At 65.0% G+C, this 19,712-nt stretch carries 22 protein-coding genes; 11 read left to right on the forward strand and 11 right to left on the reverse strand.

Annotation, left to right across the window (positions count from 1 at the left end; all coding sequences use genetic code 11):
• The 3 genes from DOM33_RS05585 to DOM33_RS05595 form a co-directional block, all read right to left on the reverse strand.
• Positions 1 to 825: a carbohydrate ABC transporter permease gene (locus DOM33_RS05585; RefSeq protein ID WP_110666571.1), complete on the reverse strand. Its 825-nt coding sequence runs from the start codon at positions 823 to 825 to the stop codon at positions 1 to 3.
• Positions 822 to 1,751, reverse strand: a complete 930-nt coding sequence (locus DOM33_RS05590; RefSeq protein WP_204352610.1) for a carbohydrate ABC transporter permease — start codon at positions 1,749 to 1,751, stop codon at positions 822 to 824. Before DOM33_RS05590 ends, DOM33_RS05585 begins: the two co-directional genes overlap by 4 nt.
• 155 nt (positions 1,752 to 1,906) lie before the next feature.
• Positions 1,907 to 3,211 (reverse strand): ABC transporter substrate-binding protein, encoded by a 1,305-nt coding sequence (locus DOM33_RS05595; RefSeq protein WP_110666573.1) that lies wholly within the window; start codon positions 3,209 to 3,211, stop codon positions 1,907 to 1,909.
• Between the two features lie 570 nt (positions 3,212 to 3,781).
• On the opposite strand from DOM33_RS05595, the gene DOM33_RS05600 reads away from it, so the two are divergent.
• On the forward strand, positions 3,782 to 4,765 hold the full coding sequence (locus DOM33_RS05600; protein WP_110666575.1) for a LacI family DNA-binding transcriptional regulator: 984 nt from the start codon (positions 3,782 to 3,784) through the stop codon (positions 4,763 to 4,765).
• A 4-nt stretch (positions 4,766 to 4,769) separates the two neighbouring features.
• Here the strand turns inward: DOM33_RS05600 and DOM33_RS05605 are convergent, their stop codons facing one another.
• From DOM33_RS05605 to DOM33_RS05615, 3 genes are all read right to left on the reverse strand, one after another.
• On the reverse strand, positions 4,770 to 6,161 hold the full coding sequence (locus DOM33_RS05605; RefSeq protein WP_239495271.1) for an ATP-binding protein: 1,392 nt from the start codon (positions 6,159 to 6,161) through the stop codon (positions 4,770 to 4,772).
• Entirely contained in the window at positions 6,158 to 6,829 is a 672-nt protein-coding gene (locus DOM33_RS05610; RefSeq protein ID WP_110666576.1) for a response regulator, read from the reverse strand. The genes DOM33_RS05605 and DOM33_RS05610 overlap by 4 nt, the downstream gene beginning before the upstream one ends.
• A gap of 113 nt (positions 6,830 to 6,942) precedes the next feature.
• On the reverse strand, positions 6,943 to 7,311 hold the full coding sequence (locus tag DOM33_RS05615) for a PepSY domain-containing protein (protein WP_110666578.1): 369 nt from the start codon (positions 7,309 to 7,311) through the stop codon (positions 6,943 to 6,945).
• Between the two features lie 185 nt (positions 7,312 to 7,496).
• On the opposite strand from DOM33_RS05615, the gene DOM33_RS05620 reads away from it, so the two are divergent.
• Together DOM33_RS05620 and DOM33_RS05625 are read left to right on the forward strand one after the other, a co-directional pair.
• Positions 7,497 to 7,958 carry a hypothetical protein gene (locus DOM33_RS05620; protein WP_110666580.1) on the forward strand — a complete coding sequence of 154 codons (462 nt, stop codon included), beginning with the start codon at positions 7,497 to 7,499 and terminating at the stop codon, positions 7,956 to 7,958.
• A 138-nt stretch (positions 7,959 to 8,096) separates the two neighbouring features.
• On the forward strand, positions 8,097 to 8,435 hold the full coding sequence (locus DOM33_RS05625; protein ID WP_110666581.1) for a hypothetical protein: 339 nt from the start codon (positions 8,097 to 8,099) through the stop codon (positions 8,433 to 8,435).
• A gap of 1 nt (position 8,436) precedes the next feature.
• On the opposite strand, the gene DOM33_RS05630 is transcribed toward DOM33_RS05625, so the two are convergent.
• Complete coding sequence (locus tag DOM33_RS05630; RefSeq protein WP_110666583.1) at positions 8,437 to 8,949, reverse strand: GNAT family N-acetyltransferase; 513 nt, start codon at positions 8,947 to 8,949, stop codon at positions 8,437 to 8,439.
• Between the two features lie 108 nt (positions 8,950 to 9,057).
• On the opposite strand from DOM33_RS05630, the gene DOM33_RS05635 reads away from it, so the two are divergent.
• Positions 9,058 to 9,537 (forward strand): GNAT family N-acetyltransferase, encoded by a 480-nt coding sequence (locus tag DOM33_RS05635; RefSeq protein ID WP_110666585.1) that lies wholly within the window; start codon positions 9,058 to 9,060, stop codon positions 9,535 to 9,537.
• On the opposite strand, the gene DOM33_RS05640 is transcribed toward DOM33_RS05635, so the two are convergent.
• Together DOM33_RS05640 and DOM33_RS05645 are read right to left on the reverse strand one after the other, a co-directional pair.
• Positions 9,524 to 9,865, reverse strand: a complete 342-nt coding sequence (locus DOM33_RS05640) for a zinc ribbon domain-containing protein YjdM (protein ID WP_110666587.1) — start codon at positions 9,863 to 9,865, stop codon at positions 9,524 to 9,526. The two genes, DOM33_RS05635 and DOM33_RS05640, sit on opposite strands and share 14 nt — an antisense overlap.
• Before the next feature lie 108 nt (positions 9,866 to 9,973).
• On the reverse strand, positions 9,974 to 10,726 hold the full coding sequence (locus DOM33_RS05645) for a UTRA domain-containing protein (RefSeq protein WP_204352611.1): 753 nt from the start codon (positions 10,724 to 10,726) through the stop codon (positions 9,974 to 9,976).
• Positions 10,727 to 10,966: 240 nt separating this feature from the next.
• Here DOM33_RS05645 and DOM33_RS05650 point away from each other — a divergent pair, with 240 nt between their 5' ends.
• The 5 genes from DOM33_RS05650 (at position 10,967) to DOM33_RS05670 (ending at position 15,720) form a co-directional block, all read left to right on the forward strand.
• Positions 10,967 to 12,049 carry an ABC transporter substrate-binding protein gene (locus tag DOM33_RS05650; RefSeq protein WP_110666589.1) on the forward strand — a complete coding sequence of 361 codons (1,083 nt, stop codon included), beginning with the start codon at positions 10,967 to 10,969 and terminating at the stop codon, positions 12,047 to 12,049.
• A 95-nt stretch (positions 12,050 to 12,144) separates the two neighbouring features.
• Positions 12,145 to 12,966, forward strand: coding sequence for an alkaline phosphatase family protein (locus DOM33_RS05655; protein ID WP_110666591.1), 822 nt, complete (start codon positions 12,145 to 12,147; stop codon positions 12,964 to 12,966).
• On the forward strand, positions 12,966 to 13,799 hold the full coding sequence (locus DOM33_RS05660; protein WP_110666593.1) for an ABC transporter permease: 834 nt from the start codon (positions 12,966 to 12,968) through the stop codon (positions 13,797 to 13,799). The genes DOM33_RS05655 and DOM33_RS05660 overlap by 1 nt, the downstream gene beginning before the upstream one ends.
• Complete coding sequence (locus DOM33_RS05665) at positions 13,790 to 14,614, forward strand: ABC transporter permease (protein ID WP_110666595.1); 825 nt, start codon at positions 13,790 to 13,792, stop codon at positions 14,612 to 14,614. The genes DOM33_RS05660 and DOM33_RS05665 overlap by 10 nt, the downstream gene beginning before the upstream one ends.
• Positions 14,611 to 15,720 carry an ABC transporter ATP-binding protein gene (locus DOM33_RS05670; RefSeq protein WP_110666598.1) on the forward strand — a complete coding sequence of 370 codons (1,110 nt, stop codon included), beginning with the start codon at positions 14,611 to 14,613 and terminating at the stop codon, positions 15,718 to 15,720. Before DOM33_RS05665 ends, DOM33_RS05670 begins: the two co-directional genes overlap by 4 nt.
• Positions 15,721 to 15,971: 251 nt before the next feature.
• Here DOM33_RS05670 and DOM33_RS05675 read toward each other — a convergent pair whose 3' ends face one another.
• Both DOM33_RS05675 and DOM33_RS05680 read right to left on the reverse strand, forming a co-directional pair.
• Positions 15,972 to 16,787 (reverse strand): ion transporter, encoded by an 816-nt coding sequence (locus DOM33_RS05675; RefSeq protein WP_275425792.1) that lies wholly within the window; start codon positions 16,785 to 16,787, stop codon positions 15,972 to 15,974.
• Between the two features lie 73 nt (positions 16,788 to 16,860).
• Entirely contained in the window at positions 16,861 to 17,574 is a 714-nt protein-coding gene (locus DOM33_RS05680; protein WP_110666600.1) for a DUF3581 family protein, read from the reverse strand.
• Positions 17,575 to 17,677: 103 nt separating this feature from the next.
• Here DOM33_RS05680 and DOM33_RS05685 point away from each other — a divergent pair, with 103 nt between their 5' ends.
• Complete coding sequence (locus tag DOM33_RS05685; protein ID WP_110666602.1) at positions 17,678 to 18,199, forward strand: YchJ family protein; 522 nt, start codon at positions 17,678 to 17,680, stop codon at positions 18,197 to 18,199.
• A 169-nt stretch (positions 18,200 to 18,368) separates the two neighbouring features.
• Positions 18,369 to 19,700: a mechanosensitive ion channel domain-containing protein gene (locus tag DOM33_RS05690; protein WP_110666604.1), complete on the forward strand. Its 1,332-nt coding sequence runs from the start codon at positions 18,369 to 18,371 to the stop codon at positions 19,698 to 19,700.
• Positions 19,701 to 19,712: the final 12 nt, after the last annotated feature.

The raw sequence follows: 19,712 nt of genomic DNA on the forward strand, positions 1-19,712 counted from the left end.
TCACTTGACGGCGCCGAAGGTCAGCCCGCGAACCATCTGACGCTGGGTGAACCAGCCGAGCACGATGATCGGTGCGATCGCCAGCACGGAGGCGGCGGACATCTTGGCCCAGAACAGCCCCTCGGCACTCTTGAAAGAGGCGATGTAGACGGCGAGCGTCGCCGCCCGGTGATCGCTCATGGTGATGCTCCAGAACGACTCGTTCCACGCCAGGATCAGTGCCAGCAGTCCGGTAGAGGCGAGACCGGGAAGCGCCAGCGGCAGCACCACCTTGAACAGCGTCTGCAGAATGCTGGCGCCGTCGATGTCGGCGGCCTCGACGATGTCCTTGGGAATGTCGCGAAAGTACGAGTAGACCATCCAGATGATGATCGGCAGGTTCATGGCGGTGAACAGCAGCGTCAGCCCGAGTGGGTGATCCAGCAGGCCCACCGTCTTGTAGACCAGAAACATCGGAATCAGCACGCCCACCGCGGGGATGAACTTGGTCGACACCATCCACACGAGCAGAAAATCGGTGCGTTTGTTGGGGTAGAACGCCATCGCGTAGGCCGCCGGCACCGCCAGCGCCAGCCCGACGAGCGTCGAAGCCACCGCGGTCAGCGCCGAGTTCCAGGCGTAGTGCCAGTAGCCGCTGCCCTGGGCGAGCGCGGTCTTGAAGCTCTCGAGCGTCGGCGTGAACCAGAACGTCGGGTTGACGCTGAACGCCTGCTGCTCGGTCTTGAACGCCGTCAGCAGCAGCCAGAGGATGGGAAAGAAGATCAGTAGCGCCACGACCCAGGCGAGTACGCCGAAGGCGACATTGGAGAATCGGCTCGAGTTCATCGTGCGGCTCCCGCGTTCAGGTTTCCGGCGATGAACCGGATCAGCATGATGGCGAAGATGTTCGCGAGCACGACGGCACCGATGGCTGCGGCGGAGGCAATACCGATGTCGTACTGCTGGAAGACGGTCTGGAAGATGTAGTACGGCAGATTGGTCGTCGCCGTGCCCGGCCCCCCGCTCGTGGTGGTGTAGATCTCGGCGAACGAGGTCAGAAAGAAGATGCTCTCGAGCATGACCACGACGTAGAGCACCTGCCCCAGATGCGGAATCACGATATGGCGAAATTCCTGCAAGGCGCCGGCGCCGTCGAGTCGCGCCGCTTCCAGCTGATCTTCCGGCAGCGACTGCAGTCCGGTGAGCAGTACCAGCAGGGCGAACGGCGTCCACTCCCAGGTGATGGTGATGATGACCGAGATCATGGGGTACTGATCGAGCCAGACGATCGGCTCGAAACCCAGCTGACGGGCGATCCAGGCGAAAAGTCCGAAAACCGGATGGAACAGCATGTTCTTCCAGATCAGGCCGGTGACCACCGGCATGACGAAAAATGGCGCCACCGCGAGCGTGCGGGCGATGCCGCGACCGGCGAAGGTGCGATTGAAGAGCAGCGCCAGCAGCATGCCGAGCGAGACGGTGATGGCGAGACTCGCCAGCACGATGATCAGCGTATTGCCGAGCGAGTGCCAGAAGACGGGGTCGCCGAACAGAATGGCGTAGTTACCGAAACCCGCGAAGCCGTTGTACATCGGCATCATCAGGTTGTACTGCTGAAACGAGTAGTAGATGGTCATCAGCAGCGGCACGAGCATCCAGATCAGCAGGAAGATCACCGCTGGCGCCATCAGAAGACGCGTGGTGCGCGCGAACGAGCGCGCCCCGGATACCTCGGCACTCGCCGCCGATGCAGTGGGGGAAGTGGCTTTCATGGGCGGTTTCCGCGAATGTCGGCTGCTCCTGTCGATCAAGGAGTGCAGCCAGGGAGTCTCACCGCACCGCGACGCCACCGACCGGCAGGACCGGTCGATGGCGTGCGGGCGTCGGTTGCGGATGGGCGCCCCGGCTAGGGGCGCCTATCGCCGTTTTACTCCGGCTTACCGGTCTGCTGCATGAGACGCTCGGTGAACGCCTGGCCCTGGCTCAGCGCGTCGTCGACGCTTTGCTGCCCGGAGAGCATCGCCGCCATCAGCTGACCCATGCGGGTACCGATCGCCTGGAACTGCGGGATGGTGACGAACTGCACGCCGGTGTAAGGCACTTCCTGCGCGCTGGGGTCGTTGGGACTGGCGCTGCTGATCGCCTCTTCGACCAGCGGGGCGAACGGCGCGGCCTCGACGTAGGCGTCATTGTCATAGGTCGACTGACGCGTGCCCGGGGGCACCGAGAGCCAGCCCTTTTCGTCGGCCACCGCTTCGATGTAGTCCTGCGACGTCGCCCACTCGATGAAGGTCGTGGCGGCTTCCTGATGCTGCGAAGACTGCGGCACGCCAAGCGCCCAGGTGAACAGCCAGTTGGAGCCTTTCTCGGTGGTCTGGTAGGGCGCCTGGGCGAAGCCAACGCTATCGGCGACTTTCGAGGTTGCCGAATCGCTCACGTAGCTCGCGGCCACGGTCGAGTCGACCCACATGCCGCACTGACCGTTGGCGAACAGCGTCTCGGACTCGGTGAAACCGTTGGACGTCACGCCCGGAGGACCGTACTCGTTGAGCAGTTCGACGTAGGCGTTGGCCGCGTTCTTCCACTCTTCGCTGTCGAGCTGCGGGTTCCAGTCCATGTCGAACCAGCGCCCGCCGAAGCTGTTGACCATGGTGCCGAACAGCGCCATGTTCTGGCCCCAGCCAGGCAATCCGCGCAGGCAGATACCGTAGACGCCGTCGCCAGGCGCATGAATCGCCTCGGCGTAGTCGCGCACCTGATCCCAGGTCGGCTTCTCCGCCATTTCGATGTTCGCTTTTTCGAACAGATCCTTGCGGTAGTAGGTCACCGAGGATTCCGCGTAGAACGGCAACGCGTAGAGCTCGCCGTCAACGCTGAGCCCTTCTCTCACCGGTGCCAGCAGATCGTCGACGTCGTAGTCGTCGGGCAGCTCGGTGAGCGGCGCAAGCCAGTCGTTCTGCGCCCAGATCGGCGTTTCGTAGTTGCTGACCGTCACCACGTCGTACTGACCCGCGCCACTGGCGATATCGGTGGTCACTTTCTGACGCAGCTCGTTCTCCGGCAGCGTCACCCAGTTCACCTGGATATCGGGATGCGCTTCGTTGAACGCCGACATCATGCTCTGCATGGTCGCCATGTCCGGATTGTTGACGGTGGCGACGGTAATCTCGGTGCTCTGCGCCATCGCGGCGGAGCAAGCACCGAGTCCCGCGACCAGTAGGGCTGTTCTCATTGTGGCGTTCCTCTCGTGGCATCCGTTGTTGTGCTGAGACGTTGCTGTGCTGAGACGCTGCCGGGCTGAAACGTTGCGCCAAGGCGTTCGCTCGAGCGTCTTGCCGAGACCGCGTATCGATGCGGCGGGCGGCGACCGCCGCGGCATCGTGACGTCGCGGCGCGATGCCCGCCCAGCCTACATAGCGTCCGAACCCGTTCCGAATACGTCGCTCGCCCGATGTCTCGACACCCCAAAAGCGCCATGAGGCAAAGCGCATGGTGGTACATCGCCGCCGACCGACGTCACTGATAGATCATAAAGATAACAACGCCGTTATCAAGTTTGTTTTATTACGTTTTTTTATTACAAAACAGACACTTAAAGGTTTTAATACCAAGGTATAAAGACGCTTTTTAGACTTAGGTATGACGCAAGTACGCGTTTTTCAGGACTTTCCAATGACATCAAATGATAGATAATGAAAAGGGGCGATCATTAGCTTCGCATCAAATCGCTCGCTCGCCGAGACATTGCGTTCGGCCAGCAGTCGTTCAGAATCCCCGGTCGGTCACCAAGGAGACGGCGTGAATGGCTCGCACCACGCTCGAAGACATCGCCAGGCAAGCCGGTGTTAGTAAGATTACGGTATCGCGAACGTTCAGCGCCCCGGAGAAGGTGCGCGCGGACACCCGAGAGCAGGTTCTGCGCGTCGCCCGTGAGCTCCATTACGCCCCAGCTTCGCAGCTCTCACGGCCCGCTGCGACTCGCACGCTGGGTCTGGTCAATCCCAACATGGGCAATCCGTTCTTCGGCCGGCTGACGCGAGAGATCACGCTGGCGGCACGCGCACACGGCTATTCGGTACTGGCGTTCGACTCCTACGAGTCGGAGACGCTGGAAGCAGAGGCGATCGAGAAACTGATCGAGTTCTCGGTGGATGCCGTGATCCTGTCGGTGATCTCTTCGGACATCGACTATCACCCGGCGTATCTGGATCGGCTCGCGCAGGCGGGCATTCCCGTGGTGCTGGTCGACCGCGAGCTCAAGGCGCCGCACAGCGGTGGGGTCTATATCGACAATCTGGACTGCGGCTACCGGGCCGGACGCTACATGCTCGAGCGCGGTATCAAGCGGCTGCTGGCGGTCTCGGGCCCCGCCGACTCGATGGTCTCCATCGGCCGCATGTCGGGTCTGCGAGAGGCACTCGGCAGCCACGATGTGACTCTGGACGTCGTCTACAGCGACTTCAGCTTCGAACCGGCCTATCGCGCACTGCGGGCTCATCTGGAGTCGCACGACTGGCCCCAGGGCATCGTCGGTGCCAACAATCAGATCACGCTGGCGATTCTCAAGCTCTGCCATGAGCACGGCGTGACACCGCAGCGCAACGTGGAGATCTTCAGCGTCGACGATATCGAATACAGCGAAGTGTTCGGCCTGAATATCCCCTGCATCCGCCACGACCTGATGGAGATCGCGCAGCAGGTGCTGCAGCTGGCGCTGTCGGCGATCGACTCCCCGGCCCGGCGCGGCTTTCGCACCGTCGTTCGCGGCGAGCTTCGCGCCGGCTAGCAGGCTAGCCGGGTCCCTGAGGGGAGACCGGTGACGCCGGCAGCCAGACGTCCGCCGCCAGCCCGCCGATACTGGCCTGCTCGAGGGCGAGCCGGCCCCCGTAAAGCGCCATCAGATCCTCGACGATGGCGAGCCCGAGCCCCGAACCCGCGCCGCCGGCGTCCAGTCGCGCCCCGCGGGCCAATGCCGCCTCGCTTTGCGCCGGTGTCATTCCCGGCCCATCGTCCTCGATGCGCAGCCGTACCCCTCCCTCGACGCGGTGAACCCCCAGCGTGACGCGCCCTTTTGCCCAGCGCAGGGCATTCTCGAGCAGATTGCCGGTCAGCTCCTGGAGATCCTGCGGATCGACCCGAGCCGTCGCTCGCGGATCGATCTCGGCGGTAAAGCGCAGACCACGACGCTCGGCGAGTCGCGTCAGCCCCTGAACCACCGGGGCGATCGCTCGGTCGATGGCGACCCGCCCCGAGAAGGCCACGCCGCCGGCCGCCGAGGCGCGCGCCAGATGATGTCGCACGGCGGCGTCGATTCGCGTGAGTTCGACGTTGACGGGCTCGCGCTGTGCCGGTGGAAAGCGCTCCGCCTGGGTCTTGAGAACACTCACCGGCGTCTTCAACGCGTGGGCGAGGTTACCGGCCGCCGCGCGGCCGCGCTCGATCAGCCGCCGGTCGCGCTCGAGCACGCTGTTCATCGCCAGCGCCAGCTCCTTGAGTTCGACGGGCAGTTCGGTCTCGAGACGCTCGGCCTCGCCCTCCTCGACCGCCTGCAGATTCGCCGACATGCGTCGCAGCGGCGCCAGCCCCCAGCGCATCTGCAGCGCCATACCGGCCAGCAGCAGCACGGCAAAGGAAGCGAGCGAGAGCACCAGCAGCCGTTCGAAGCGGGCGATCTCGCGATCGAGCTCCCGGGTGGAACCCGCCAGCGACACCCGAATGACGTGCGACAGATTGGGCAACCGGATATCGCGCTCGATCATCCGCAGCGACTGATCGCGCGGTCCCTCGACGGCATAGACGTTGATACCGTCGTCGCCCGAAACGAGCGGCAGACGCTGGTCCCAGAGCGAGCGCGAGGTCAGCGTGAGAGCATCGCCGTCGGAGACCTGCCAGTACCAGCCGGAGTAGGCGCGTTCGAAGCGGGCGTCGCCCAGTGAACGGTTGAGCTTGAGCTGCTGCGCGGCATGATCGATCTGGATTCCCGCCAGCAGCGCGTTGAGCTGTGACTCCAGCCGGCTATCGAAGGAAGCGGTCGCCGATTGACGAAAGGTCCAGGTGAGCCCGGCACCGGCCAGCGGCAGCAGAATGATGACGAGCATCAGCGCCGCCAGCAGCAGCCGAACGCCGAGCGGGGCGAGCGTGAGGCGGGTCTTCAGACGGTTCGATAGACGGGCCCGACTCAAGACTGGGCCTCGAGATCGACGAGCCGATAGCCGAGCCCGCGCAGTGTCTCGATGCGTGCGCGGCCGAACTTGCGTCGCAGCCGGCTGATCTGGACGTCGATGACGTTGGAGTCCGGTTCGTGGTCGCGGTTGTAGACGTGTTCGGCCAGTTCGGCGCGACCGACGATGCGCGGTGAGGCGTGCATCAAGTAGGAGAGTAGACGCGACTCCTGCGCGGTCAGCGTGATCGGCCGCCCGGCGAGGGTGACGCTGCCCGCGTGGGTGTCGAGGCTGAGTTCGCCGACCCGAATCACCGGATGGGCGTGCCCGTGGCTACGGCGTACCAGCGCTTTCAGCCGGAACAGGATCTCGGCGGTCTCGAAGGGTTTGACCACGTAGTCATCGGCGCCGGCGGAGAAGCCCGCGGCCTTGTCGGACCAACGCTCGCGGGCGGTCAGCACCAGTACCGGCAGGTCGATCCCATCCTCACGCCACTGCGAAAGCCAGCGCGTGCCGTCGCCATCGGGCAGCCCCAGATCGAGAATCACCGCGTCGTAGCGCTCGGTACGTACCAGAAAGTCCGCTTCGCCGCCGGTCGCGGTCGCTTCCACCAGCAACCCCGCCTCCTTGAGCGCCTCCATCAGCGCCTGGGCGAGTGCCGCGTCGTCCTCGATCAGCAGGATTTTCATCGACCTCTTCCTTTTTGACTGCCCGGCTTCGCACCGCCCGGCTTCCACGCAGCACGGCCTCGCACTCGCACGCTACGAGAGTGAGAGAAGCGAGACGAGCCGCCCCGACGGCGCTAGTCGGCGCTGGGTGCGGGTTTGCGCATCGACTGAATGTTCACACCCTCGATACTCAATAGCTCGCCGGTCCTCGCGTCGAACTCGAACGCCACCACCTGGCCCTGGGGACCGATCATCTCGACTTCGTACTCGATGCGGCCGTCGCCAGCGTCCTGCTCCAGCTCGACCTCGAGGATCTGGCCTGCGTAGCGCGCCTCGAGCCAGTCCATGATCTCGTTGAGCCCCACGAGATTGCCCGACTTGACCTCGTGGTGCAGGTCGCGCCAGTGCGTCCCGTCGGCGCTCGCCGTCGTCGTGGCGTTGACACACGATAGCGTCAGGCCGAGCGCCACCAGAGCGGGAGGAAGAAATCGAGAGCGTTTCATGTCGCGAGTCTGGCGCAAACGCCATTAACCGTGAATGAATAGCCCGGCGCCGCTACCCCAGCGGGGACCGACATGCCGACTCGGGCCGACATGAACCTCACATGAAGCGTGCTGTCAGTTCCAGGCAAGGTCGTCGCGAGTATAACGGGCGGCACTCGTGTTGTTCATCGGTCAGGAGTCACCCCATGAAATACCGTCTCTGGATGCTACCCGCCGTCGCGCTCGGCAGCGGCCTGAGCGCCGGCGCCATGGCCAACGACATTACGCTTTCCGCCCAAGATCTGGCCTCGCTGCTCAGCCAGTCGTCGGAATACGGTTTCACCCGCTACGAGAAGCTCGAGGTCGATGCCGACGACGGCGAACTCGAGGTCGAGGGCTGGCGAGAAGACGGCTGGAAACTCGACGTGAGCATGACGCTCGAAGACGGTACGCTGATGCGCGAAAGCCAGCGCAAGTCGACGCTCCCGGACTGGAGCCTGACCGGCGACGAGCTCACGGCCGCCCTCGACACCGCCCGCAGCCGCGGGCTCGAACATCTCGACGAACTCGAGGTCGATAGCGACGGTCACGTCGAGATCGAGGGTTACGATGCCGCCGGCGACGAGCTGAACGTCGACATTCATCGCGATGCGCTCACCAACCACTGAATCGAGCAGCCATCCCCCTTTCACCGCCAGACGTCCCGCGCGACAGTGACCTGCCGTGCGGTCTAAGCTGAATGTCCGCGTACCGACGACGCCGAGCCAGCCTCGGCATCGACGACGCTACCGTCAGGGAGAGAAGTCATGACCGACAACCGTCACCACAATGCCGCCTGGCAAGCCGCCGAGCGATGGCGAGAACGGGTCAACCAGACGCGTCCCCACCGCCAGATGAGCGGACTCCGCCTCGTCTTCACCTGGCTGCTGTTCGGGGCCGTGCTGATCCTCGGCACGCTGCTGGGACTGTTCTTCCTGGTGGTGGGCTGGGCGATGCTGCCCTTCCTGCGCCATCGGATGAAAAAGCGGGCCGAGCAGATGCGCGCTTCGCAGGCGAGCTATGCCGGCGGCAGCGCCGACACGCACGAAGCGCCCCACTCGCAGCGCGTACTCGACGGCGAATACGAGGTCCGCGAAAAGCGCTGACTCAAATGAGCGTCGTTGCGTCGAAACCCGGGGCGCTCATATCGCGGGTCATCACGGTGACGACCGCGTTGCGATAGGTGAGCGTCTCCTGCGACCGCCAGCCCAGCCGGGCATAAAGCGCCTGCTGATCCGGCGTATACAGATAGCATCGCGTGACGGCGTGCGCCTCGGCCTCCCGATGGACGCGGTCGATCAACGCCGAGGCGATACCCCGCCCCCGCCAGCCCGGTAGTACCAGGACCGATGCCAGCCACGGCGACAGTGCCGGGCGAGTCGGCAGATCCGCCGACAGCAGGCTCGCCGTCCCCACCACCCGCTCGCCTCCCGCATCCCGTACGGTCGCGACGAAGACCGAAGGGACACCGCCGCTGCCGCAGCTGGCCCGCATGTGGTCGGTCCACTGCGTCAGGCTCTCTTCGGGATAGAGATAGCCCCATTCGGCGTGCGTCAAACCGGCAAGCGTCTCGAGATGAGACGAATCCGGCGTTAGCCGCGATAAGGTCCACTCCGACATGTGGCGGCTTCCCTGGAGGTGGCTGTTACCCTGACGAAGAGACGAGCGCGGTAAGTCATTCGTTCTCGAACGGGCCCGGCCTCTCCTCTTATCACTGCAGAGCTTCGCATGGCATTTCGTCGCGCCGATCGATCGGACTACCCCCGGCTCACCCAGATCTGGGAGGCCGCGACGCGCTCGTCGCATCACTTTCTGGAAACCTACGACATCGCGGTGCTGAAGCCACTGATCGCCAGCGCCTACCTGCCGACACTCGCGCTGGTCGTCCACCTCGATGACGCGGGCGCTGCCACCGGCTTTTACGGTGTCGAGGGCACCCGGCTCGAGATGCTGTTCATCGCACCGCGCTGCCAGGGGCTGGGCATCGGCCGCGCGCTGGTCGGCCACGCCATCGCCACCCACGGCATCGAGCGGGTCGACGTCAACGAGCAGAACACACGTGCCGTCGAATTCTATCGCCGCCTGGGTTTCGAGTGCGTGAGTCGCTCCGAGACCGACGGCCAGGGGCGCCCCTTGCCGATATTGCACTTACACCTGGGCCGGCGACAGAGTCCGGAAGCCATCGGCCAAGGGTTCAGGCCTTCTTGACGAACTCGGACTTGAGTTTCATCGGACCGACGCCGTCGATCTTGCAGTCGATGTCGTGATCCCCCTCGACCAATCGAATGCTCTTCACCTTGGTGCCGACCTTCACCACCTGAGACGTGCCCTTGATCTTGAGATCCTTGATCACCGTGACGCTGTCGCCGTCGACGAGCGGCGTGCCGTTGGCGTCGGTGACGGTGTTGGCCTCCTCCTCGACGGGAGACACCGCCTCGGACGACCACTCGTGGGCGCACTCCGGGCAGACGAAGAGACTCATGTCCTGATAGGTGAATTCACCGCCACACTGCGGGCAGGGAGGAAGCTGGCTCATGCGTTCGTCCTGACGTAGGGAAAGCCGCGCAGTCTAACCGGCCCGGCATCCACGGCCCAGTGACATTTCGGCGCGCAACGCGTCTGCCACCCACGACACGCCGACGCTTCAACGCCCCTTGGGCACGGCGTTCAGCGTCAGCTCGATGGCGTCGTGGCGCCAGTACTCCTCGTCGCAGTCGACGACGCGCCCGTTCTGATCGCGATTGATCCGAACGATGCGTTGCGCCGGCGTCCCCGGGGCGGCATTCAGCGCCTCCCCGGCCGGGCCGCCGAAGACCGTGGAGCCGATCTCGAACGCCACCTCGGCAATCCGCATGGCGTATTCACGCCGGTAGAGCGCGGTGAGCGAGTGCGCTTCGAGATCATGGCTGAGAACGTCGGGGAAACGATCGGGGCGCAGATGATGCTCGACGTAGAGCACTCGACGTCCGTCGATCGCGCGGACCCGAACGAGACGAAACACCGGCGCGCCGTCCTCGAGCCCCAGTCGGCGCGCGATCACGGTCGGCGCAACGATGCGGTCGGCGAAACGAAGCTCGGTGGTGGCGCGGCGCTGCTGTGACTCCACCATTTCGTGAAACGAGAGCCCCGCCAGCAGGTCATAGCGCAGCCGAGGTGGCGCGATGAACCACCCCCGGCGGCTCTCGCGGTAGACCAGCCCCTCGCTCTCCAGCTGGCCCAGCGCTTCGCGCAGCGTAATGCGCGTGGTGACGAGCGCCTGCATCAGTTGGCGCTCGGCGGGCAGCTTCGCCACGCCGCCGGCGCGCAGCCTCTCGATGCGCTCGACCAGCGCCTGGCGTAGCTGAGAGACCCGCGACGGCGGCGCGCTCATGGCTTCGGTGCTGCCGGTCGGGTCCATACGCGACGCCCTTTGGTCTAGATCAGAATCAGCGAACCACGCTAGCCGGCGAGTATGTCGCGCGCATGACACGCACTGCCAAGCCAGCCGCTCGAGTCAACTCGGGTCCGCCACGTTCACCGATTAGCCACGCAAGTGACACCGGCGCGTCATACGGTGAGCCTAACCTCGTCCCCACCCTGCTGGACTAGACCAGCCGGTGCCCGTGGTTTGCCACTTACCGTATCAGGAGTGCCCGCCGTGCCATCGCCCCGCCATCCTCTCGCCTCGCTCTCGTCGGCCGCTCTGCTCGGCCTCTGCCTCGCCGCCGGCCCGGTCGCGGCCGACACCTCCGATCAGCAGTCGCTCATCGACGCCGCGCAGCAGGAAGGGCGCGTCGACAGCGTCGGCATGCCCGACAGCTGGGCCAACTGGAAAGATACCTGGGCGGATCTGCAGCAAGGCTACGGCCTGGAACACAGCGACACCGACATGAGCTCGGCCGAGGAGATCGCCAAGTTCAAGGCGGAGGGCGAGAACGCCAGCGCGGACATCGGCGATGTCGGTATCGCGTTCGGGCCGATCGCTGTTCAGCAGGGCGTCACCCAGCCCTACAAGCCGACCACCTGGGACCAGATTCCCGACTGGGCCAAGGACGCCGACGGCCACTGGATGCTCGCCTATACCGGCACCATCGCGATGATGATCAACACGGATCTCGTGGCCGAGGAGGCGCGCCCGCACGCCTTCTCCGACCTGCTCGAGGGCGACTACAACGTGGCGGTAGGTCCTGTCGGCCAAGGCGCGCAGAACAACAGCGCCGTACTCGCCGCCGCTTACGCCCGCGGCGGTAACGAGAGCGACCTCCAGCCGGGCCTCGAGCTATTCGCGGAGTTGGCCAAACAGGGACGCCTCTCCCTGGCCGACCCCAACATCGCGGCCTTCGAGAAGGGCGAGGTCGAGGTCGGGCTGCTATGGGACTTCAACGCGCTGAACTACCGCGATCAGATCGACCCCGAGCGCTTCGAGGTGGTCATACCGTCGGACGCCTCGGTGATCTCCGGCTACTCGACGATCATCAACAAGCACGCCCAACACCCCAACGCCGCCAAGCTGGCGCGTGAGTACATTCTCTCCGACGAAGGGCAGGCGAATCTCGCCAAGGGGTATGCGCGCCCCATTCGCGCCGAGTACCTGACGTTCGACGACAGCATCGCCGCCAAGCTGCTGCCGGACAGCGAATACGCCAACGCTCGTCCCATCGAGGACTTCGACGCTTGGGAAGCGAGTGCCCACCGGCTGCCGCAGCTCTGGCAGTCCGAAGTGCTGATGCATCAGCGCTGAGCCGCTTGGCCGCCGAAATCGGCACTTCTCGGCCCGTTTCGGCACACCGTTTTATCGCCCACGCCGCCCCAGCCGGGGCGGCAGGAGTCACTCTCATGTCCGAAAGGACCATCCTGGTCGTTCTCGACGGCCTCAATCACGCCGTTGCCCAGCACGCCATGGGCTATCTTCACGCCCTCTGCGAGGCCGACCGCGCCACCTATCACACGCTGGAGTGCGAACTGCCGGCGATGTCGCGACCGCTCTACGAATGCCTGCTCACCGGTGACCGCCCGGTGGACTCCGGCGTGGTCAATAACGACGTGGTACGCCGCTCCACCGGAACCAGCCTGTTCGACCTGGCCGTGGCCCAGGGCCGCCGCACGGCTGCCGCCGCCTACCACTGGGTGAGCGAACTCTACGTCGAGGCGCCCTTCGACCGCGTCAGGCACCGTCTGCGACAGGATCGCGACGCCGCCATTCAGGCGGGGCTTTTCTACTGGCGCGACCACTACCCGGACGATCATCTCTTCAGCGACGCCGAAGCGCTGCGCCAGCTTCACGAGCCGGACTTCATGCTCGTCCATAGCATGAACATCGATGACGCCGGCCATCGCTATGGCGCGGACTCCGCAGGCTATCGCAACGCTGCCCGCCAGGCCGATATCGCCCTCGCCGACTATCTGCCGCTCTGGATGGCCGCGGGTTACCAGATTCTGGTGACCGCCGATCACGGCATGAACGACGACCGCTCGCATTCGGGCAAGCTCGTCGAGGAGCGCCGCGTACCGCTCTGGACGCTGGGCAGCGCCTTCGTCGAGCAGAGCGTGACCGGTATCGAGCAGACCGAAATCTGCGGCACGCTGGCAACGCTGATGGGGCTCGAGCACACCAAACCGGTGGCACATGCGCTCCTCGCGGCGGGCGCTGCCACGTGATGTGGCGTTCACGACCGCCGCTGGCGCTCGCCTGGCTGCTCCCCTTCGCGCTGATCTTCGGGGGCTTCCAGCTCGCCCCGCTCGGCTATGTGGCGCTGGGGGCGTTTCGCGTCGACGATGGCTGGGGACTCGACCACTTTCGCGAAATCGCCACCTCGCCCTTCTACCGCCAGGCGATCGGACGCAGCCTCGAGATCGCCCTGGTATCGAGCGCGGCCGGCCTGATCGTCGCCACCCTCGCCTGCTACGGCCTTACCCGCGCCGGCGGCCGTATCCGCCGCGTGCTGATCGCCTTCACCAACATGACGAGCAATTTCGCCGGCGTGCCGCTGGCGTTCGCCTTCATCATTCTGCTCGGCGCCAACGGCACCCTGACACTGGCGCTCGAACGCCTGGGGCTGGTCGATACCTTCAACCTATACTCGCGTGGCGGGCTGATGATCATCTACACCTGGTTCCAGGTGCCCCTCGGCATTCTGCTGCTGCTACCCGCCTTCGCCGGGCTGCGTCGGGAGTGGCGCGAGGCGGCGAGCCTGCTGGGGGCCGGACGTCTCGACTACTGGCGCCATATCGGCCTGCCGGTGCTCTGGCCGAGCCTGATGGGCACGCTGACGATCCTGCTCGCCAATGCCATCGGCACCTACGCGACGGTCTTCGCGCTGGTCGGCAACAACTACAACCTGCTGACGATCCGCATCGCCAACCTGGTCTCCGGAGACCTCTTCCTGCAGCCGCAGCTGGCCAGCGCGCTGTCACTGGTCACCGTCGCTCTGCTGACGCTGATGACGCTCACCCAGCAGCGACTGACGCGCGGGAGGTCGACATGCGGGTAGACATCGAACGTCGACGGCGCGACGGGCTGGCGCTGCACTGGTGGATTCTCGTACCGGTTTTCGTGTCGCTGGCGCTGCCGTTGGCGGCGACCCTTCTCTATGCGGTTTCCACCCGCTGGGGCGCCACGCTGCTGCCTGACGGTCTCACCCTCGAGTGGCTGCAGCGGCTCTGGCAGACGCCGCGTTTTCTCGCGGCGTTCGGCCGCTCGCTCGTCGTCGTCGTCGCGTCGCTGGCCCTGTCGCTGGTGCTGATCCTGCCGGTGGCGTTTCTCGCCCATACTCGCTTCACCGGGTTGGCGCGCTGGATGAACGTACTGGTACTGACACCGTTCGCGGTACCGCCGGTGGTGACCTCGGTGGGACTGCTCCAGCTCTACGCCGGCGGCCCGCTGCCGCTGGTGGGCACGCCATGGATCCTGATCTTCACCTACGTCTCGATCGCGCTGCCCTTCGTCTACCGCTCGCTGATCAACAGCCTGCGCGGCATCGACGCCGCCGAACTGATGGAAGCCGCGCAGCTCCTCGGCGCCAGTCCCCTGGTCGCGTTCCTGCGCGTGATCTTGCCCAACCTCCGGCTGGGAATCCGTATCGCGATCTTTCTGTCGCTGTCGTTTCTGATCGGCGAATTCGTCTTCGCCAACCTGCTGGTGGGTACGCGCTTCGAGACGCTGCAGATCTATCTCTTCAACGTCCGCCGCGAGAGCGGGCATTTCACCAGCGCACTGGTCATCACCCTGTTCACTTTCATCCTGATTCTCACCTGGCTGGGCAACGGCAAGAGCGAGATCGTCGCCCCTGAGGAGCGCGCATCATGAGATCTTCGTCGGCCACGGCCGCCCCCGCCGCCAAAACGGGGCGCGCTGCAGAAACGGGGCGCGCCGCGGCAACGGCTAGCGCCGCCTATCTGCGACTGCGCGGCGTGCAGAAGTCCTTCGGCGAGACGCCGGTGCTCCAGGCCATCGACGCCGATATCGACCGCGGCGAGTTCGTCACGCTGCTCGGCCCATCGGGCTGTGGCAAGTCGACGCTACTGCGCACGATCGCCGGGCTCAGCTCGCTGGATGCGGGGGACATCGCGGTCGCGGGAGAGACGATCACACACCTGCCGCCGCAGCGACGGGATATCGGCATGGTGTTCCAGCACTACGCGCTCTTTCCCAATATGAGCGTGGCCGACAACGTCGGCTTCGGGCTACGCATGCGACGCGTCAACCAGGCCGAGCGACGTGAACGCATCGATCAGGCGCTCACGCTGGTGGATCTGCAAGCGCACGCCCGCCGCTTCCCGCACCAGCTCTCCGGCGGGCAGCGTCAGCGCGTGGCGCTGGCACGGGCGCTGATCACCCGGCCGCGCATTCTGCTGATGGACGAACCTCTCTCAGCGCTCGATGCCAAGATACGCCAGCATCTACGCGAGCAGCTGCGATCCATCCAGCAGACACTGTCGCTGACGACACTGTTCGTCACCCACGATCAGGAGGAGGCGATGATGCTGTCCGATCGCATCTTTCTGATGGGTGAGGGTCGGATCCTGCAGCACGGCGACGCCGAATCGCTCTATACCCGCCCCGCCAGCGAAGCCGTGGCGAGCTTCGTCGGCGCCTACAACACGTTCGACGCCGAACAGGCCACTCGGCTGCTCGGCCACGACACGCAAGGCCGGCGCTTCGCGGTACGCCCCGAAGCGCTCTATCTCGTCGCCGACGAGCCCTCGTCATCGCTGCCGCCGAACCCCGGCCCGGGCTGCCCCGGCAGGATCGTCGCTCGGCAGCTACTGGGCAGCATCGTCCGCTACCGCGTCGATTGCGACGGGCTGAGCATGAACGTCGATACCCTGAATCGCGGCGCGCGCTTTCTGATGGCGACGAAGACGCCGGTCGTGGTGTACGCCGATGTCGACGAGGTGCGAGTGATGTCGTGATCGGGAACTGAAAGTCGAAAACGCGACGCCCGAGCGCCAACCCGACGAGCAGACAAAAAAAGCCCGCGCAAGAGGGGGGATGCGCGGGCGAGGCGGGGTGTTACCTAGGAGATGCATCAACGATACGAACAACGGCTGAGAATCGATGACGACTCGAGTTTCAACCGGCGCGGCGGCGACCGCCACGCGATGCAATTATATTAGTCTCCTTATATTTTCTCCGCAATGCGATTTCGCAATCGCCGCGATGGTCAGGGTCGATCGTCGTCGGTGGATTCTCCCGTGTCGCGATGTCGCTCTTCCCGATAGGTTCTCAGCTCCTCGCGCAGCGCTTCGATCTCCTGCTGGAGCTCGCTGACCTGCTCGATCATGTGCCGCATCATTCGCCGATTGGCCTTGTGCTGGCGCGAGTCGGATTCGCTTTGATCCTCGACGAACAGCGAACCGACGTAGGCCGCGAAGCTACCGAAAAGACCGACGCCGCAGACCATCAGCAGCACGGCGACCACCCGACCGAGCGTGGTGATCGGGTAGTAGTCGCCGTAGCCCACCGTCGTGACCGTGACGATCGCCCACCAGAGCGCTTCTTCCGCCGTATTGATCGGGCTATCGGGGTTGGGCGTCTCGACCATCAGCACGGTCAGCGCACCGAAGATCACCAACAGGACGGTCGCCGTCGCCGCCGAGGCGAGAACGCCCTCCGCGCGATTGCGAAACAAGAGCTGCCAGATCAGCTCGAGCGAGCGCAGCGCCCGCAGTACCCGCAGCACCTGAACCACGCGAGCCAGCCGCGCGGCCTGGAACCAGCCGGCGGGAATGCAGGCGAGCAGGTCGAGCCAGCCCCAGCGCATGTAGCGCCACTTGTTCGGCGCGCGGTAGAAGCGTTGGCAGAAATCGACGAAGAAGACGGCGCAGACCACATAGTCCATGTAGCCGAGCAGGCGGGTGATTTCTTGCGGGAGCGAGAAGAACGTATCGGCGACCAGCGCCCCGAGGACGTAGAAGGAGAGCGCGAGGACGAAGAACTGAAACGGCGTGACCGACTCTTTCATCCGCGATGCGTTCATGGGCGATCCGCTGGATGGGAATCCCTGGCGACCCACTCGCGAAAGAGACGGCGGCGCCCCTTTCGTGAATCACTCACGCCGAGCAGGGGCTGGTGGACTGGAGCTTGACGAAGTCGGTGACGAACGTGTCCATCTTTTCGGCGTCGTATTCCTGCAGGCCGCTGATGACCAGTTTCTTGGAGCCGATACCCACGGCCTTGCCGTGACAGCGCATCTCGAACTCCAGATGCGCCTCGCCGCGTTTGCCCTTCACCCCGAGCGTGGCGCCGGCGAAGGCGAGATCCAGATCGCAGGGATCGTGATCTTCGAGGCTGAAGCCCATGCTGTCGTAGATCACCAAGGGGCGCTGCGGATTGAACATGACGCCTTTCTCTTCCAGCAGCGGCTTGAGGTAGTGGGGAAAATTGCGTCCCGAAAAGGCCACGTAGCGTCGCGTGAAGGTCTCGACGGTTGCCGGGTCGCGGATGGTCCAGCCCTCGCGGCGCACGCTCAGATAGCGCTTGCCGGCCTCATCGACCACGTCCACCGTGCCCTCGCCATCCTCGACGAAGCACAGCGTGACGCTGTCACCGACCATGCCGCAGAAATGAAACGTCATGCGCTGGGAGAGGCCGTAGCGCGCGAGCACCAACGCGAACAGGAGATCGCCGGGCACGCAGAAGCGCCGCGCGCAGGGATCGTGGATCGGGTTGAAATCTCCCGCGATTTCCCGCGCGAAGCGACTGGCCTGCTCGGCCGTGATGCAAACCCGATCCGCATCGGTAGAATGAAACTCGTCCAGAAACATAGATAGTCGATCGACACGTCGCGTGGCTGATACGGGAACCCAAGAGGCGCTTTGTATCACAAGCCGCTGTCGAGTTCAGCGTTGCCGTAACATTTCGAGACAAATGACAGTGACCGACCCTGCCGATATTTCCTCGCCTGCCGCGCGTTCCCCGAGCGACCCATGCCCCTGCGGTACGGGACAACCCTATGCCCGATGCTGCCGACCGCTTCATCGTGGCGAAGCGGCTGCCGACTCCCCCGAGCGCCTGATGCGCTCGCGCTACAGTGCCTTCGCCCTCGGTGGGCTCGGTCACTATCTCCTCGATACGTGGGAGCGGGAGAGCCGCCCGGCGCTGAGCGCACGGGCGCTGGACGATACCGACTGTCGCTGGGAGGGCCTCGAGATCATCGCCACCCAAACCGAAGCGACCCGCGGGGTGGTCGAGTTCAAGGCCTATCATCGCCCGCGCCTCGCCCCCGGAGCGCCGCTCGACGTTCTTCACGAGCGCTCTCGCTTTCGGCGTCGCGCCGGTGTCTGGCGCTATCTCGACGGCGTCATCGATCCACCGGCTGCCGCGGTCGCGCGTAACGCGCCCTGCCCCTGCGGTAGCGGCAAGAAGGCCAAGCGCTGCTGTCATGCGTAACGCCGGTCACTGAACCCCGCTCCGACAAGCCGCGGTATCGCACGCCCGGATGCCGGCACCACGACGATCCCGGCGGCGAAGTGGCAGGCGCCGCGTGCGCGGGCTAGGCTGACGGCGTTCTCGAAACCGGCTCGGTTACGGTCATCCTCTTCATCATTCGGTCAGATCCATGGAAACGCCCGACAGCGCGACTCAGTTCTTTACCTCTCTCCAGGCGCGTTTCGGCGAATGGCTCGACGTGCCAGGCTGGATTCTGCTGCCGCTATCGGTGCTGATCTTCGCGGCCATTCTCGATCTCGTCCTGTACTTCACTCTCGGCCGACTCGACCGCCGCCTGCAGCGCTCGCCCCGGCGCTGGGACGATCCGATCATCCATGGGCTGCGCCTGCCGCTGCGCTGGTGGGTCTGGCTGACCGCGCTGTTCGTCGCCATCGGCACCCTGGGCGCCCATTTCGGCATCGGTCAGCTCACGGCCGCCCTCTACAAGATCGGCGCGTTGACGACACTCTTGCTCGTCGCCTGGGGCGGGCTGCGCCTCTTTCGCCGACTCGAGCAGCGTCTGACGTTTCCCCCGGCGCACTGTCACGCCCAACCGGTCGACAAGACCTCGGCCTCGGCGCTGACCAAGATCGTCGGCGCCGTGCTGCTGGTCACCCTGACGCTGATCGGGCTGCAGGTGCTCGGCGTGTCGATGTCGAGCATTCTCGCCATGGGCGGCTTCGGCGGACTGGTCATCGGCTTTGCCGCCCGCGACGTCATGGCCAACTTCTTCGGCGGCATGGTCGTCCATCTGGACAAACCCTTCGTCGTCGGCGACTGGGTTCGCTCGCCCGAGCGGCAGATCGAGGGCATCGTCGAAGACATCGGCTGGCGCCTGACCACGGTGCGGACCTTCGCCGGCCCGCCGCTCTATATCCCCAACGCCTGGTTCAGCCAGATCTCGGTGGAGACGCCGACGCGCATGGTGAGCCGGCGCCTCTGGGAGACCGTAGGGATTCGCTACGAGGATGCCGACAAGATCGAGGGCGTCGTCCAGAACATCCGCGGCGCGCTGCTCAGTCACGAGGAGATCGATCAGGACGAACTGATCACGGTCAACTTCGTGACTTTCGGCCAGTACTCGCTGGACATCATGATCTACGCCTTCACCCACGAGACCGACTGGCAGCGCTTTCACGAGATCAAGCAGGACGTCCTGCTCAAGATTCGCGACATCATCTACGACCACGACGCCCAGCCGGCGATCCCGGCGTCGCGGCTCTATTTCCCCGAGGGCTTCGAGCGCTCGGGATCACGCGACGACAGTGACGATCGGGACGCGGCGAATGGCGAGCGCGCCGACGCTACACGTCAGTCGGATGACCGCGATGACCGCCAAGACGACCGCCAGGGTCAGGAGGATCGGCGAGACGCCAACGACCGCGCCACGCAGCGGCGCGATCGCTCCCAGAAGGCACCTCGTCGCGGCCCTACCGAGGACGACCAGGACGCCGACGCCTGACCCTCTGAGCAT

It is taken from the genome of Salinicola halophilus (genome assembly GCF_003206155.1).
Lineage (GTDB): Bacteria > Pseudomonadota > Gammaproteobacteria > Pseudomonadales > Halomonadaceae > Salinicola > Salinicola halophilus.